Source organism: Variovorax guangxiensis (genome assembly GCF_003952165.1).
Taxonomy (GTDB): Bacteria; Pseudomonadota; Gammaproteobacteria; order Burkholderiales; family Burkholderiaceae_C; genus Variovorax; species Variovorax guangxiensis.
Genome location: NZ_RXFT01000001.1, coordinates 841,966 through 858,173 on the forward strand (window position 1 = coordinate 841,966; position 16,208 = coordinate 858,173).

Genomic DNA, 16,208 nt, shown 5'->3' on the forward strand with positions numbered 1-16,208 from the left:
TCACCTTTTGCGTTGGCGTTGTTGCTGTCCGGACGGGCGAGGCGCCTAGCGGCGGGCCGTGTCGCGGGCGAGGTTGACGACCTGGGCGGCCGGCAGGATCAGGCTGAACACGCGGCTCCAGCTCACCAGGGGCACGCGGTCGACGTACACCACGTCGCGCGGCTGCAGCTCGAAGCGGTCGGCCAGCGCGAGCGCCACCGGGTTCTTCGCGTTGAGGTTGAAGACCTGCTGCACGTCCAGGTTGTCGGGCGAGTTGCGCACCACGTAGATCTGGCCGGGGTCGGAGGTCGCGAGGTCGGGCCCGCCTGCATCGCCGAGCGCCTCGTTCAGGCTCAGCCGGCCGTTGTTGCGCATCTGCAGCGCCGACGGCGCGCGCACCTCGCCCATCACGTAGACGCGGCTGTCCTCGCGGGTGCCGACATTCACGATGTCGCCGTTGCGCAGCGGAATGCTGTTGGGGTCGGCGCCCATCGCCTGGAGCATCGGCAGGTTGATGACCGTCGAGACTCCGCCGCGCGTGAGCGTGACGTTCGCGCGGTCGCCGGCCTGGGTGAAGCTGCCGGCGCGGCTGATGGCCTCCGACAGCGTCATCGGCACGTCGGTGAAGATCTGCAGGCCCGGTGTGCGCACCTCGCCCTGCACGTAGGCGCGCTGGCTGCGGAAGGACTGGATGCGCACCGTCACCTGCGGGTCCTTGATGAAGGACTTGATGCGCTGCGCGATCAGCTCCGACGCGCCGCTCTCGGTCAGGCCCTGCACCTTGGTGCGCCCGATGTACGGAAAGAAGATCTCGCCCTTGGCGTCGACGATGAAGCCGGGCGCCACGGTCACGCCCGTCGGGTCCGACTGCTGCGCGATCACCGCGCCGGCGTTCGGCAGCAGCTCGGGGTGGTCGTACACGATGATGCCCACCACGTCGCCCGGCCCGATGGTGTAGACCGGGGCCGCGGTGAACAGGCGCTTGATGTTCTCGGGCACGCCCTTGGGCCGCTGCGCGATCTGCGTGCGGATCAGGTCGGGCGTGATCGGGATGATCTGTCCGGTGCTGCCCGAGGCCGTGCTGTCGCCGTTGGCGCGGGTGAAGCCCAGCGGTGCCACCGAGCCGAATCCCGGAGCGCAGCCCGCGAGCATCACCAGGCAGATCGAGACCAGCATGGCCAGCCCGAACCATCGCAGCCGTGCCTGCGCTGGCGTCCGGGCCAGGACCGCGGACGGTTGCGTTCCGCGTGCTTGTGTCGCTGGATCGTGGCGTTGCATGGTGATCTCCTTGACGGCTGGTTGTGGCGGGTGGTGCAAGGCGTGAATGAATGGTTCGGCGTGGAGCTCTGTCAGAGCGCGGCCCAGGTGGTCATGGCCGGTTCGGGGCTGGCAGGTGCCCGGCTGCTGCCCTGGCTGCGCCGCTCGGTGCCGCCGGCCAGGCAGCGCTCGGCGACCCAGTCGCCCACGCTGCGCAGGAAGAGCTGCTGGCCTCTCGCGGTGCACACGGTGTGATCGACCTCACCGAGGAACTCGTACTGCAGCCCCTGCGCGAAGGGCTTGCGGGCGAAGGCGCCGAGCTGGTCGCGGCCGCGGTCGCACACGTGCAGCGAGCCCGAATACAGCAGCTGCATCGCCACGTTGCGCTCGGCAAGGCGCTGCAGCGCGGCGCCGAACCAGATCGCGTTGGCCTCGGGCGCGCGCCTTTCAGCGAAGAAGCCCGGCAGGGGCGTGGCCGAGTGGCTGCGCAGAAAGTGCCGCTGCAGCCAGCGCCTGGCCTTGCCCGGAAAGGACGGGTGCGCGGGCGCGGCCAGCGCGCGGCGCAGGTTGCGCTCCAGCCGCGCGCGCAGCTCGGGAAAGGCGAATCCGTCGAACAGCGACAGCGCCACCACGCGCCGGTCGGCCAGAGCGGCCGACATGGCGTGCTCCACGCCCGAGCACATGCCCACGATCACGAACTGGTTCACGCCCAGCGTGCGCTGCGCGGCGTCCATAGCCGCCTTCAGGCTGTGCACCGCGCGCACATGCAGGTCGGGCGAGGTGGCCAGCGCGTCGCTGTCGCCGATGCCGCCCAGGTCGAAGCGCAGGCTGCCCACGCCGCGCGCGGCCAGCAGGTGCGCCAGCTTCACGTTGATGCGGCGCGGCCCCACCCGGTGGTTGGCGCCCATGTTGAACATGAGGCAGGCGGTGCCGCCGCGCGCCGGCCGCGCCGGCAGCGTGAGCATGCCCATCAGCGCGTCGCCGGGCCCGAACTGCAGCGGGGCCTGGGCGATGGCGCCCGGAAGCGTCGTGGTCGGGTCATTCATGAAGAGCACCCTGCAGGCGGTTGAGCGCATCGGCCGGGACCATCGCGCTGTTGGGATAGGGGTCGGAGGTCCAGTCGAGCTGGTGGCTGAAGTACGCGAGGCGCACCGGCATGTGGCGCGACTGCTGGTCGGCCGCCCACTGGGCGGTGCGCTCGTCGTCGGGGCCGGCGAGCACCAGCGTGTCGTGCAGCGCGGTGAGCGGCAGCGACTCGGGCACCAGCGCCGCCAGCTGCGCGCGCAGCGCGGGCGAGAGCAGGGTGCCCAGCGCCTCCTCGGGCATCGCCTCGGGCTCCTGCAGCAGGCTTCGGCGCCACGCCAGGTCGGGAATGCAGAAGGTGGTGTCGATGGCGGCCACGTGCTGCTCGCGCAGCAGCCGCGCATAGCTGCGCCCGTCGATCACCGGCTCCCACAGCACCAGCCGCACGGGGTCGCAGCGCCCGCCGCGCGCCGCCAGCACCGCCACGGTGGCGCCGAGCCGCGCGCCGATCCACACGATGGAAGCGCCGGGCGCGCGCCGCCGCAGCTCTTCGTGCGCCGAGCAGAGGTCGCGGCGCCAGCCGTCGAGCTCGCCCTCGACTTCCTCGCCCGGAGAATCGCCAGAGCCGTAGAAGTCGAAGCGCAGCGTGGCAATGCCCGAGCGCGAGAGCCGCTCGGCCAGCACCTTGAAGAAGCGGTGGGTGCGCAGGCCCTCCTGCCCGAAGGGCGGGCACAGCAGCACGGCGGTGTTGCCGCCGACGCTGTCTTCCTCGGCGGGATGGAACACGCCGAAGAGCTGCCGCGAGGCCGGCCCGAACATGATCGGCTTCAGGTGGCTCATGCGTGCGCCTCCAGCAGGCGGCCCGAGTGGCTGGCGTTGCCGGCGCGCGCCTCCGTCTGCCGCCATTCGGCGATGGAGCCCACGCAGTCCATCCGCTCGGGCGCCGGGCCCAGCAGCAGCCAGAGGATGCGGCCCGCCACCGCAAGCTCCACGCTGCGGCAGTCGGGCTCCAGGCCCACTTCGAAACTCTGCGACGACACCAGCAGCCCCACGCCGATGGCCTTCAGGCAGGCTTCCTTGCGGGTCCAGCAGGTCAGGAAGGCGCGGTCGCGTTCCTGCGCGGGCAGGGCGGCCAGCGCTTCCTGCTCGCGGCGGGTGAAATGCTCGGCCGCGAGCACCGCCGCGTCGGGCACCGGGCGCAGCAGCTCGATGTCGGCGCCCAGCGGGCCGCGCCCGCCGATGGCGATCAGCGCCAGCCCCTGGCTGTGGCTCAGCGAGAACTGCGTGCGCGCATGGCCGGTGAGCGACGGTTTGCCGAAGGAGCCCTTCGACAGGTGCAGCTCGGCGTGCTGCAGGCCGGTGTACTCGCTCAGCGCCTGCCGCAGCGCGAGGTGCGAGGCCACGTAGCGCTGGCGGTCCACCGGCGAGCGGAAGCTCTCGGCGCGCTCGCGTTCCTCGTCGGAGAGAACCTGCTCCGACGGAAGGCCCGCGAACCTGTCCAGGTCGACGTACAGGCACAGCGGCACGTCGATGGAAAGCGGCTGGGGGGAATGGCCGGCCATGCTCATCACCCCTTGCGCAGCCAGCCGCCGAGGGCGCCGAGCAGTCCGCCGCGCTGCTGCTGATGCTGCTGCGCGTGCGCGGCCGTGCCGGCGGCGAGCTCGGCGAGGTCCGACGGCACGCCCCCGGCCGCGACGCGCGGCGACGAGGCGATCTGCCCGAGGTTTTCGAACAGGTAGCGGCGCGGCTCCACGCGGTGGCCCAGCGTCAGGGCCGCCTGCTGCACGGCGCGCAGCACCAGAAGCGAGTCGCCGCCGAGGTCGAAGAAGTTGTCGCCAGCGCGGATGTCGGCCACGTCGATGCCGATCACCTCGGCCCAGATGCGGGCGAGCTGTGCCTGCTCGGGCTCGAGCTGGATCTGCTTCGCCCTGGCCGCGCCGCCGTTGCCGTCGACGGTACCGTTAGCGGCGGCAGCCTTGCCCGGGTCGGCCGCCGCCATCTTGCGCAGGTAGGCGGCGCTGGTCGACATCTCGGGGTCGGTGATCCGCTCCAGCGTGGCGCCGGGTTCCTCGGCCACGCGGCGCAGCACTTCGAGATAGCGCTCGCGCAGCTGGGCGCCGGTCTCGCGCAGGTAGACGTCGGCGTTGTAGATCAGCGCGCCTTCCAGGCCGTGCGGCTTGTCCATCAGCCACACGCCGATGTCGTCGGTGGCGCCGTGCTGCATCACGTGCACCTGGCGGGTCTGCAGGCTGCCGACCGAGCGGGCGCGCTCGCGGGCGTCCTGGAACGAGAACATCGACTGGTAGGGCCCGGAGGTCTTGATCTGCCCCGCGTAGCCCGGCTCGGCCATCAGGCGCTCGAAGGGCACCTGCTGGTTGTTCATCATCGACAGCAGCTCCTGCTTCACGTAGCGCATGAAGGCCGGCAGCGCGAGCGAGCGGTCGATGGTGAGCGAAACCGGCAGCACGTTGTTGAAGAAGCCCATCACGTCTTCGGTCTCGGCCTGCTGGCGCCCACGCACCGGGTTGGCGATGACGATGGCGTCGTTGCCGGTCACCTGGGCCATGGTCAGCGCGTACACGCCGAAGGTCAGCATGCTCAGCGTCACGTCCATGTCGCGCGCGATCTCGCGCAGCCGCTGCGTGCTCTGCAGGTCGATGTGGATCCAGTGCGCGCCGCCCTGGCCGCTCTTGCCGGCGCGCCGGGGCATGTCGGTCACCGGCGGGCGCACGGCCTTCGCGCCTTCGAGGCGGCCGCGCCAGAAGGCGAGCTGCTCCTCGCAGGCAGGCCCGGCCAGCCACTTCTCCAGCCACTCCGCGTAGTCCCCCTGGGTGGTGGAGAGCGCGGGCAGGTTGTGCGGTCGGCCGCGCTCGGCCGCGTCGTACAGGGCCGAAAGCTCGCGCTGCATCAGGTCGAAGGACCAGCCGTCCCAGATCAGATGGTGCGGAACGAAAAGGAAGACGTGCTCGTTGTCGTCGAGCTGGAACAGCGTCGCATGCATCATCGGCGCGCTGTGGATGTCGATGGGCCGGTCCGCCAGCTCCTGCATGCGCTCGGCCAGTTCGGCCTCCCGCTGGTCGGCGGGCAGGCCGCGCAGGTCCACCAGCGGCAGCGTGAATTCCGCTGACTCCGAAATCACCTGCACCGGCCTGCCGCTTCCCGCGTCGATGCCGATGTGGGTGCGCAGCGAGGGCTGGCGGCGGATGATCTCGCGCCACACGTTCTCGAAGCGTGCCGCGTCGAGCTGCCCGGTGAGCCGCTGCGCAGAGGGCGCGTTGTAGACCGAACGGCCGGGGTGCAGCTGCTCCATGAAGCGGATGCGCTCCTGTGCCATCGTCAGCGGCGCGGTGGTGCGCCCGATGCTGCGGCCGATGGGCGCCTGCAGCCCCACGCCCGCGCCCTGCAGCGCCTGGATGGACGCCGCCAGCTTCCCGGCCGTGGGGGACTCGAACAGGGTGCGCAACGGCACCGTCACCTGGAACTCGCGGCTCAGCAGCGTGGTGAGCCGCGCGGCCAGCAGCGAATGGCCGCCCATGGTGAAGAAGTCGTCGTGCATGTCCAGCCCGGGCAGGCTCAGCACCTTCTCCATCAGCGCGAGCACCTTGCGCTCGTGCTCGTTGCACGGGCCGGCGCCGCGGCGCACCTCGTCTCGCGGCACCGCCTGCGGAGCCGGCAGCGAGACGCGGTCGATCTTCCCGTTGGCCAGCTTGGGCAGCACATCCATCGTCACCACGTGCTGCGGCAGCATGAAGGCCGGCAGGTGCTTGCGCAGGTGCACCATCAGCGTCTCGAGGTCGAAGCCCGCACCCTGCTTTAGCGCGAGGTAGGCCACCAGCCGCACGTCACCGGGGTTGTCCTCGCGGGCGATCACTACCGCGCGCGAGACGCCCTCGACCTCGCAGCAGCGCACCTCGATCTCGCCGGGCTCGATGCGGTAGCCGCGCACCTTCACCTGGAAGTCGAGCCGGCCGAGGTGGTCGAGCAGGCCGTCGTTGCGCCAGCGGCCGCGGTCGCCGGAGCGGTACACCTTCTTGGGCGTGCCGAAGATGCGCACCGTGACGAAGCGCTCGGCGGTCAGCTCGGGGCGGTCGAGGTAGCCCAGCGACACGCCTTCGCCCGCGATGCAGATCTCGCCGGGCACGCCGATGGGGCAGGGCTGCAGGTCGGCGTCGAGGATCCAGATCTCGGTGTTGTCCACCGGCCTGCCGATGGAGACGCCGCGCGAGGCGATCTCCTCGGGGCGCACATGCCAGGCGGTGGAATACACGGTGGTCTCGGTCGGCCCGTAGCCGTTCCACAGTCCTTCCATGCGTTCGCACAGCGCCAGCGCCATGCTCGGGCGCAGTGCCTCGCCGCCGGTCCAGCCACGGAAGCCCGGCGCACCGCCGGCCCACTGGGCATCGAGCAGCAGCTGCCACATGCCGGGCGTGGCCTGCAGCAGGGTGATCTGCTCCTCGTCGAGCGTGCGCGACAGCCGCGTGCCGTCCATCGCGACCTCGCGCTTGACCATCACCAGCTCAGCGCCCGCCGCCAGCGGCAGCAGCAGGTCGGGCACGGCCATGTCGAAGGACAGGGTGGTGACCGCCGCGATGCGGTCGTGCGGCCCGACGCTGGATTCGCGCTGCATCCACTGCAGCAGGTGCGCCACGCCGCGGTGATGGGCGATGACGCCCTTGGGCAGCCCGGTCGAGCCCGAGGTGTAGATGATGTAGGAGGCGTCTTCGGGGCCGGGGTCGTTCGCGCTCGGCGGCAGCGGCTCGCCGGAGAGCTGGCGCCAGTTGTCGCGGTCGATCTCGAAGATGCGCGCGCCCGCGTCGGCGCGCCAGTCGCGCGGCGCGACCGCGATGTCCGACGAGGTCAGCATCAGGCTGAGGCTGGCGTCGGTGGCGTAGTGGTCGAGGCGGGCCTGCGGGAAGGCGGTGTCCAGCGGCACGTAGGAGGCGCCCGCCTTGAGCACGCCCAGCATCGCGACCACCATTTCCAGGCTGCGCTCCAGGCACAGGCCCACGCGCTGGCCGCGGCCCACGCCACGTGCGCGCAGGGCGCGTGCGAGCCGGTTGGACAGCGCGTCGAGCTCGCCGTAGCTGCAGCTCCTGGCGCCGTCGCGCACCGCGGGGCTGTCGGGCTGCATCGGCACGCGCGCGAGGAAGCCCGCATGCGCCAGCGGCGCGCCGACCAGCGGAACGCGTGCCGGCTGCAGCGCGATCAGGTCGCGCGCGGCGTCGGCCGACAGCACCTCCAGCCGGCCGACGGTCTCGTCGGGCCTGTGCGAGGCCGACTGCAGCACGCACTCGAACATGTCGAGCCAGCGCTGCACGCTCACCTCGTCGAAGAGGTCGGTGTTGTACTGGGCCTCGACCATCAGGCCGCCCTCGTGCGGGCGCAGGTTGGCGAAGAGCTCGAAGTTCTCGTAGCGGCGGGCGATGGTGTCCTGCACCACGTCCAGCGTGGTGAACGCCTGCGCGCTGCTGGCCACGTCGGGGTCGACGTTGAAGGCCACGCTCACCAGCGGCAGTCGGCTCGGGTCGCGCTCCAGCGAGAGCTGGCCCAGCAGCGCGCCATAGGTGAGCGCCTGGTGGTCGAAGGCGTCGAGCACGGCGGTGCTGCACTCGTCCATCAGCGCGTCGAAGCGCATGCCGGCGTGCGCGGCGATGCGCAGCGGCAGCAGGTTCACGCAATGGCCGACCAGGCCCGGCATGTCGTGCGCGAGCTGGCCCGAAGCCGGAATGCCGACCACGATGTCGTCCTGCCCCGTGAGGCGGTGCAGCGTCGCCACGAAGCCGCTGAGCAGGCCGGTGAAGAGGCTGATGCCGGCCTTGGTGCTGGCCGAGCGCACGGCGGCGACCAGCCGCCTGTCGAGCAGCCGCTCGGCGCGGCGCGAGTTGAAGGTGCGCGCGGCCGGACGCGGGCGGTCCATCGGAAGGTCGAGCACCGGCAGCGGGCTGCCGGGGAAGCGGCCGAGCCAGTAGTCGATGTGCGCCTGCATGTCGGGGTGCGCGGCGGCGGCGGCTTCCTCGGCGGCAAAGTCGGAGAAGAGCGGCGCGGCCTTCAGCTTCAGCCCGGTGCCGGTTTCCTCGGCGTAGAGATGGCCCAGCTGTTCGGTGATGACGGCCCACGACCAGCCGTCGCACACCACGTGGTGCGCCGACATCACCAGCTCGTGATCGGTCTCGCCGAGGCGGTAGAGCGCGGCGCGGAAGAGCGGACCGTGCCCCAGCGAGAAGGGCGTGCACACGGCCTCGTCGTGCGCATCGCTCAATGCCAGCGCGCGGGCCTCGGGCTCCAGTCCGGCCAGGTCGTGCTCGGTCATCGGGCTGCCGCCCGCGTGGCTCACCAGCATGCAGGTGCCGTCGGGCGAGATCGTGGAGCGCAGGGCCTGGTGGCGTTCCAGCAGCCGGGCCATGGAGCGCGAGAGCGCCGGGCGGTCGAGCTCGCCGCGCAGGCGCAGCACCACCGATTCGTTGTAGGCCATCGAGGCCTCTGGGCTCAGCGACGCGCCGAGCCAGACCTCGCGCTGCGATTCCGTGGTGGGGATGATGCATTCCACGGCGCCGCTCGCGGCGGGCTTGAGAACGGCGTTCATGCTGCGACCTTTCCGTTGACGTGTTGCTGGCTGGCGGCGGCCGCATCGGGCACGTACCAGAACGGCTGGCCGTCGATGTCGCGGGCCAGCACGGAGCCTTCCTCGGCCGGCTTGTGGCGGTCGAAGGCGGCGATGGGGACGGCGCGGCGCGGCAGGAAACCGGACTCCTGCATCTCCGCGACCGATTCCTTGAAGGCGCGCTGGATGAAGGCGATGTCCTCGGCGCTGTGCGCGCTGGTGAGGAAGCACGGGAAGTTGTCCAGGATGTGGACCCCGCGGCTGCGCATCATGGCGAACAGCAGGTCCTGCAGCGGATGGTCTTCGAGCCAGCTCACGCGCCACAGCGACGCGAAGTGCCGAATCTCCACCGGCGCGCCCACCTCCCTGCACCAGCCCGTGAGCTCCGCGGCCATGGCGGCGGTGCTCGTGTTGAGCCCCGACTGCAGCGCGGGCCCAGCTTCCTTCAAATGCAGGAGCGATGCCTTGGCAGCCGCGAGCGCGAGCGGATGGCGCACGAAGGTGCCCGCGAAGTAGGTCACGCCCACGCCGGGAATGGAGTCGTCGCCGTACTGCCAGGCGCCTCCGTCGAGCGCGTCCATGAACTCGCGCTTGCCGGCGATCACGCCGACCGGGAAGCCGCCGCCGATCACCTTGCCGTAGGTGGCCAGGTCGGCGCGCACGCCGAAGAACTCCTGCGCGCCGCCCAGCGCGGTGCGGAAACCCGTGATGACCTCGTCGAAGATCAGGCAGCAGCCGTTCTTCGCGGTGATCTCGCGCAGCTCGTGCAGGAACTCGCGCGGCTGGAAGTCGGGCCGGCGGCTCTGCACCGGCTCGGCCACCACGGCGGCCAGGTCGCCCGCGTTCTCGCGGATGAATTCCAGCGCCTCGGGCGTGCCGTAGTCGAGCACGCGGATGTCGCCGAACATGCCGCTCATCACGCCCGGCGCGGCCGAGAGCCCCTTGCCGCCCTTGCCGGCGCGCACCAGCACCTCGTCGAAGGTGCCGTGGTAGGAGCCGGTGAACACCACCACCGTGCTGCGGCCGGTGACGGTGCGCGCGATGCGCAGCGCCGCCATCACGGCCTCGGAGCCGGTGTTGCACAGGCCCGCGCGATCGTTGCCGGTGAGCTCGCACACCAGCGCCGTCACCTCGGCGGCCAGCGGATGCTGCGGGCCGATCTCGTAGCCCGCGTCGAGCTGGCGGCGCACCGCGTCGAGCACGAAGTCGGGCTGCCAGCCGAACATGTTCATGCCGAAGCCGTTGAGCGCGTCGACGTATTCGTTGCCGTCGAGGTCCCACATCTTCGAGCCCTTGGAGCGCTCGATGACGATCTGGTAGGTGATCTCCTTCGTGATCGGCCTGAAGCCGTTGACCACGCGCGGATCGGCCATGTGCGCCCGGTTGGCCTCGGTGAACTCCTTGCTATTGCGCGTGCGATCCACGTAGCGGCGGATGAAGGCCGCCAGCCGCGCCTTCTGCCGGCCGCTGGGCTCGGCGGTGCGCTGGGTGTGGATGCGGGCGATGGCGCCGAAGGCCTTGCTCACGTCGTAGCGAACGGGTTGGGCGGGTTCTTCGGTGGTTGCGACGGGGGCGGCCGACGTTCCCGGGGCCGCGGCTGCGGGCGCGGCCTGAGCGGACATCACGGGCTGCAGCGTCACCAGCGGCGCGGCTGGAACCGCCCCAGACAGCAGCGCGAGCTGCTGCCGCATCAATTCCATCTGTTGCGAAATCAGCTGCGGCAACTGGGTCTCGCCCATGGCGACGCTGCCTTGCACCGGCATGTAGACCGGCATCGGCACGGGCTGCGGCTGCGGCATTGCCCGCGATACGGAGACCGCGCTTTCGACTGGCGCAGCCACCGATGCAGCTACAACCGGCGCGGGCGCCGCTTCGGGCGGCAGGCTCTCGCGCAGGAAGGCGGAAAGCGCGTCGAAGCTGCGGTAGTTCTCCATCAGCTGGCGGAAGCTGACGGCGACCTTGAAGTGCTTCTTGATCTGCGTGGCCGCCTGCGTCAGCGTGAGCGAGTCCAGGCCGAGCTCGCCGAAGGGCGCCTGACCCTCGGCCTGCGCCATGTCGAGGCCGGAGATGTCCTCGAACAGGGCGCGCAGGCGCGTGTCGATGGGCGACGCGTTTGGTGGAGGAAGAGGCGAGGGCGTAGCAGCGGTCACGATCGGCTCCAGGGCAATGGGTGGGACGACGACGGCGGCGGCGACGGGCGCAGCCGCGACAGATGGGGTCACGGAAGAAGCGGCGGCTGGGGCGATGTCGACCCAGCAGCGCTTGCGCTCGAAAGGCGTGGTGGGCAGGCGCACGCGCTGCGCGCCGGCACGGGCGGTCAGGCGCGAGAGTTCGACCTCGGCGCCGCATGTCCACAGGCGCGCGAGCGCGAGGCGCAGGGTGCGGGCCTCGCCGGCATCGCCGCCGGGCTCCATGTGCAGCAACGGCACGACGCTGCCCGCGCCGGCGCCGTGCTGGCGAACCAGCGTGGCGAGCGTGCTGCGCGGGCCGGCCTCCACGAAAAGCGGGTTCTGCACCTGCGCCATCGCGCTGCGCACCGCCGGCGAGAAGCGCACGGTGCCGCGCAGGTGCCGGGCCCAGTAGGCCGGGCTGGTGGCATCGGCGTCCCCGAGCGGCTGGCCAGTAAGGGTCGAGAAGATCGGAATCTGCGGCGCGCGCAGCGCCACCTTGGCCACCAGCGCCTCGAAGGGCGCGACGGCCGGGTCCATCATGGCCGAGTGGAAGGCGTGCGAGGTCTGCAGCGCGCGGCTGGGAATGCCGTCGGCTTCCAGCGCGGCCTGCAGCGCGGCAATGTCCTCGAAGGGGCCGGCGGCGACGCAGGCGGTGGGGCCGTTCTCGGCGGCGAGCGAGAGATTCGGGCCGAGGCGGCCGGCGAGATCGGCCGCGCCCATGCGCACCGACAGCATCGCGCCCGCGGGCTGCGCCTGCATGAGCGCGCCGCGGCGGGCGACCAGCCGCGCGGCGTCCTCGAGCCGCATCACGCCGGCGATCACGGCCGCGACGAATTCGCCGACGCTGTGGCCGATCAGTGCATGCGGCCGTGCGCCCAGTGCCAGGAGCCGGCGGGCCAGCGCGTATTCGAGCGTGAAGATCGCCGGCTGCGTGGCGGCGGTAGGTGCCAGCGCCTGCGGGTCGTCGCAGAACATGCGCTCGCGCAGGTCGAAATCGGTCGCGCCGGCGAAGGCGGCCATGCAGTCGTCGAAGGCCGCGGCGAACACCGGGTCGTTCGCATGGAGGTTGCGGCCCATGCCCGCGTACTGCGCGCCCTGTCCGGGAAACATCAGCACGAGATGCTGCGCGCGCTGGGCGGCGCGGCCGCTGGTGCCGCCTGGCGCGGCGGCATCGCGCAGCGCCGCCACCGCTTCGGCAGTGCTGCCGGCCACGACCGCGCGGCGGAAGGCGTGGGCCTTGCGGCCTACCGCGAGGGTGTGGGCCACGTCGGCGAGCGACAGCTCGGGCCGGGCTTCGAGATGCGCGGCGAGCTGGCCGGCGGCCACGCCGAGCGCGGTTTCGGAGCGTGCCGAGAGCAGCAGCACCTGGTCGCCCACGGCCGGTGGGGAGGCCGGGCGCGGCGGCGCTTCCTCGACGATGACGTGAGCGTTGGTACCGCCCACGCCGAAGGAGCTGACACCCGCGCGGCGCGGCTGTTGCGTGCGCGGCCATTCCTGCAGGCTCGCGGTGACGTGGAAGGGCGTGCGCGCGAAGTCGATCGCCGGGTTCGGCGCGCTGAAATGCACCGTCGGCGGAATCTGCTCATGGTGCAGCGCCAGCGCCGTCTTGATGAGGCCCGCCGCGCCCGCCGCCGTGACCATGTGGCCCACGTTGCTCTTGAGCGAACCGAGCGTGCAAAAGCCCAGCGCGTCGGTGTGCTCGGCATAGGCGCAGGCCAGCGCCTCCACTTCCACCGGGTCGCCCATCGGCGTGGCGGTGCCGTGCGCTTCCACGTAGGAGATGCTGCGCGCGTCCACGTCGGCGGCCGCCAGCGCTGCGCGGATGACGGCCGCCTGGCCATCGACGCTGGGCGCGGTGAAGCTGGCCTTGGCGCCGCCGTCGTTGTTCACGCAGGCGCTGCGCAGCACGGCGTAGATGGTGTCGCCGTCGGCCTGCGCATCGGCCAGCCGCTTGAGCAGTACCACGGCCGCGCCGTCGCTGAAGACGGTGCCCCGGGCCTGCGCGTCGAAGCTGCGCGTGTGGCCGTCGGGCGAGAGCATCGAGCCCTCGTTGTAGAGATAGCCGCTGCGCGGCGGGCAGGTGACCGATGCGCCGCCGGCCAGCGCCATGTAGCACTGGCCCGTGCGCAGCGCGTGGAAGGCATGGGCCACCGCCACCAGCGAGGTCGAGCAGGCGGTGTGCACGCTGACGGCCGGGCCCGTGAGGTTGAGCCGGTTCGCCACCCGCGTGGTGATGTAGTCCTTCTCGTTGGCCAGCATCACCTGGAACTCGCCCACCGGCTCCACCAGGTCGGGCCGCGTGCTCACGTGGCGCTGGAAGTAGGTGGCGTTGTACATGCCGGCGTACACGCCCACCGGGCCCGGCGCCGCGTCGGGCACGTAGCCGGCGCGCTCCAGCGCCTCCCAGCAGATCTCGAGGAACACGCGCTGCTGCGGGTCCATGAGCTGCGCTTCCTTCGGGCCGATGCCGAAGAAGGCGGCGTCGAAGTCCTCGATGCCGTCGATCACGCCGCGGGCGCGCACGTAGGCCGGGTCGCTGCGCAGCGCTTCGGAGATGCCGGCGTCGAGCGAGGCGTCGTCGAAGAAGCTGATCGTGTCGCGGCCGGCGACGAGGTTGTCCCAGAACTGCTCCACGTCGGCCGCGCCGGGAAAGCGCCCGGCGGTGGCGATCAGCGCCACGGCGTCTTCAGGATGGGGGGCCGCTGCGGTCGGTCGATCCTTGGAACCGGCCGCAGCGGCCGTGGCGGGCTGATCGCTCGCCGGCTGCATCCGCGCACCAATCGCTTTTGGCGTGGGGTTGCGGAAGAAAAGATTGGCCGACAGCGGCACCGCCGAGTCCTGCCGCAGGTCGGCCAGCACCTGCAGCACGAGCAGCGAATCGCCGCCGAGCTCGAAGAAGTTGTCGTTGCGTCCGACCTTCGCGATGCGCAGTGCGCGCGCGAAGGCATCGCACACGCGCTGCTCGACGGCGTCGCGCGCTTCCTCGAAAGGCTGGGCAAGCTCGGGGCGTTCGCCGGCCGGATCGGGCAGCGCCTTGCGGTCGAGCTTGCCGTTGGGGGTGACGGGCAACTGGGCGAGCCACACCTGCGCCGAGGGCACCATCGCCGCCGGCAGGCGCTCGGTGAGGTGGGCGCGCAGGGCGTCCCACGAAAGCCGCTCTTGCGCAGAGCGCGAAACCAGGTAGGCGACAAGGCGCAGCTGCCCGCTTTCGTCGGGCCGGGCGACCACGGCGCACGACTGGATGGCCGGGTGCGCGAGGATCGCTGCCTCGACTTCGCCGGTCTCGATGCGGTGGCCGTGGATCTTCACCTGGCCGTCGCGGCGGCCGATGAATTCGATGGTGCCGCCGGGCAGCCAGCGCGCGAGGTCGCCGGTGCGGTAGAGCCGCTCGCCAGGGGCGCCGAAGGGATCGGGCACGAAGCGCTCGGCGCTGAGCGCGGGCTGCCGAAGGTAGCCGCGCGCCAGCCCGTGGCCGCCGATGCAGAGCTCGCCCACGAAGCCTGTCGGCAGCAGCGCCATTGATGGGCTCAGCACGCGCAGCACGGTGTCCTTGATCGGACGGCCGAGCGGAATGGAGCGCAGACCCTCGGGCAATGGCGCGGCGATGCGGTGCGTGGCTGCGAAGGTGGTGCACTCGGTGGGGCCGTAGCCGTTGCTCAGCGTGAGCTGCGGCAGTGCGGCGAGGGCGCGCCGCACGTGCGGCACCGAGAGCGCCTCGCCGCCGGTGAACAGGTGGCGCAGGCCGGCGAGGTGCGCCGGGCCGTCGTCGATCACCGCATTGAAGAGCGCGGCCGTGAGCCAGGCCGTGTGCACGCCGTGGCGCTCGATGGTGCGGGCCAGGCCCGCGCCGGTGGGCACGCGCTCGTCATGGATGACGCAGCAGCCTCCATTGAGCAGCGGTCCCCAGATCTCGAGCGTGGCCGCGTCGAAGCCCAGCGGTGCCGCGTGCAGCATCGCGAGGCCCGGGGCGAGGTCGACGTAGTCCACGCCCACCACCAGCCGAAGGATCGAGCGATGGCAGATCTCGATGCCCTTGGGCGTGCCCGTGGAGCCCGAGGTGTACATGACATAGGCCACCGACTCGGCATCGATGGCCGGCGGATTCCATGAACTCCGGTTTTGCTTGTCTTGCTGCTCGTCGACCAGAAAAACGTCGTGATGAGGGGGGACCAGGTGGCGGTGCTCCCGCGTCGCGAGCACGCGGTGCGCACCGGCCTCGGCAAGCATGTAGGCGATGCGCTCGGCCGGGTAGTCCGTGGGCACGGGCACGTAGGCGCCGCCGGCCTTGAGGATGGCGAGCTGGGCGACGATGGCCGGCATCGAGCGGTCGAGCAGCATGCCCACGCTGTCGCCTGCCTGGACGCCGAGGCTTTGCAGATGCCGGGCGAGGTCGCTGGAACTGCGGTCGAGTTCGCCGTAGCTCATGCGTGCGTCGCCCTGGGCGATGGCGATGGCGTCGGGGGATGCCGCTGCCTGACGGGCGAACATCGCGGGCACGGTCAGGGCCGGGTCCACAGGGGTCAGGGCGGTGTTCCAGCCTTCGAGCTGATCGGCTCGGTCGGCTTGAGGCTGGGTGCGGATGTCGCTCAGGGCTGCGTCCGGGCGCTCGATCAGGTCATGGGCTGTGTCGGCGAGGGCTGCGAGCAGCTGGTCCATCGCCGCCGGGTCCATCAGGCTCGCGGCCGCATCCATGTGAAGCGAGGCGGTGGCTGCGTCGAGGCGCAGGCGCACGGGGGCGTCGGCGTCTTCCGTTGGGAACGAGCGGCGGATGCCGTCCAGTTCGGCGAGCCAGGCGCTTGCAGCCCTGGCTGCGTCGACCTCGACGGCGATGGGCCCATGCACGGCCTGCGGGCTTCCGAGCCAGCGCGACTGCAGCAGCAGCCATGCGGCCACGAAGGGCGTGTCGGGCAGCTGGCCGCTGGCGGCGAGCCAGCGTGTCCAGTCGCGCGCGAGGCTTGGGGAGAGCGTCGCCGATCCAGCGTGGCGGCCGGTGAGGCCGTTCGAATTGGATCGCGGCACGAACAGGTCTTCCAGAGAGAGCTCCGGAGCGCCTTGCATCGTCTGCGAAACAGTTTGAATTTCCACGTAAATATCCCAAAAGAAATACGGCGAAAGCAATCAGGCGAATGGAAAATCCATTCGCCTAATTGAAAGAGCAGGAGATGGTCCGCGCTTTT

At 71.3% G+C, this 16,208-nt stretch carries 6 protein-coding genes; all 6 read right to left on the minus strand.

From position 1 onward, the window contains the following. Window positions 1–45: 45 nt before the first annotated feature. Complete coding sequence (locus tag EJP67_RS04115) at window positions 46–1,257, minus strand: polysaccharide biosynthesis/export family protein (RefSeq protein ID WP_126019700.1); 1,212 nt, start codon at window positions 1,255–1,257, stop codon at window positions 46–48. Window positions 1,258–1,328: 71 nt separating this feature from the next. Next, complete coding sequence (locus tag EJP67_RS04120) at window positions 1,329–2,282, minus strand: alpha/beta hydrolase family protein (protein ID WP_206169443.1); 954 nt, start codon at window positions 2,280–2,282, stop codon at window positions 1,329–1,331. Further along, window positions 2,275–3,099: a serine aminopeptidase domain-containing protein gene (locus tag EJP67_RS04125; protein ID WP_126019703.1), complete on the minus strand. Its 825-nt coding sequence runs from the start codon at window positions 3,097–3,099 to the stop codon at window positions 2,275–2,277. Before EJP67_RS04125 ends, EJP67_RS04120 begins: the two co-directional genes overlap by 8 nt. Continuing rightward, a complete protein-coding gene (locus tag EJP67_RS04130) occupies window positions 3,096–3,821 on the minus strand; it encodes a 4'-phosphopantetheinyl transferase family protein (protein ID WP_240650485.1) in 726 nt (241 codons plus the stop codon). The genes EJP67_RS04125 and EJP67_RS04130 overlap by 4 nt, the downstream gene beginning before the upstream one ends. Before the next feature lie 5 nt (window positions 3,822–3,826). Beyond that, on the minus strand, window positions 3,827–8,842 hold the full coding sequence (locus tag EJP67_RS04135) for a non-ribosomal peptide synthetase (RefSeq protein WP_126019708.1): 5,016 nt from the start codon (window positions 8,840–8,842) through the stop codon (window positions 3,827–3,829). Continuing rightward, window positions 8,839–16,089, minus strand: a complete 7,251-nt coding sequence (locus tag EJP67_RS04140; RefSeq protein ID WP_165909543.1) for a polyketide synthase — start codon at window positions 16,087–16,089, stop codon at window positions 8,839–8,841. The genes EJP67_RS04135 and EJP67_RS04140 overlap by 4 nt, the downstream gene beginning before the upstream one ends. Window positions 16,090–16,208: the final 119 nt, after the last annotated feature.

Excerpts from the sequence above, each read along its gene's own strand:
- EJP67_RS04115 (WP_126019700.1), bottom strand. The coding sequence starts at position 1,257 with ATGCAACGCCACGATCCAGCGACACAAGCACGCGGAACGCAACCGTCC.
- EJP67_RS04120 (WP_206169443.1), bottom strand. The coding sequence starts at position 2,282 with ATGAATGACCCGACCACGACGCTTCCGGGCGCCATCGCCCAGGCCCCG.
- EJP67_RS04125 (WP_126019703.1), bottom strand. The coding sequence starts at position 3,099 with ATGAGCCACCTGAAGCCGATCATGTTCGGGCCGGCCTCGCGGCAGCTC.
- EJP67_RS04130 (WP_240650485.1), bottom strand. The coding sequence starts at position 3,821 with ATGGCCGGCCATTCCCCCCAGCCGCTTTCCATCGACGTGCCGCTGTGC.
- EJP67_RS04135 (WP_126019708.1), bottom strand. The coding sequence starts at position 8,842 with ATGAACGCCGTTCTCAAGCCCGCCGCGAGCGGCGCCGTGGAATGCATC.
- EJP67_RS04140 (WP_165909543.1), bottom strand. The coding sequence starts at position 16,089 with ATGCAAGGCGCTCCGGAGCTCTCTCTGGAAGACCTGTTCGTGCCGCGA.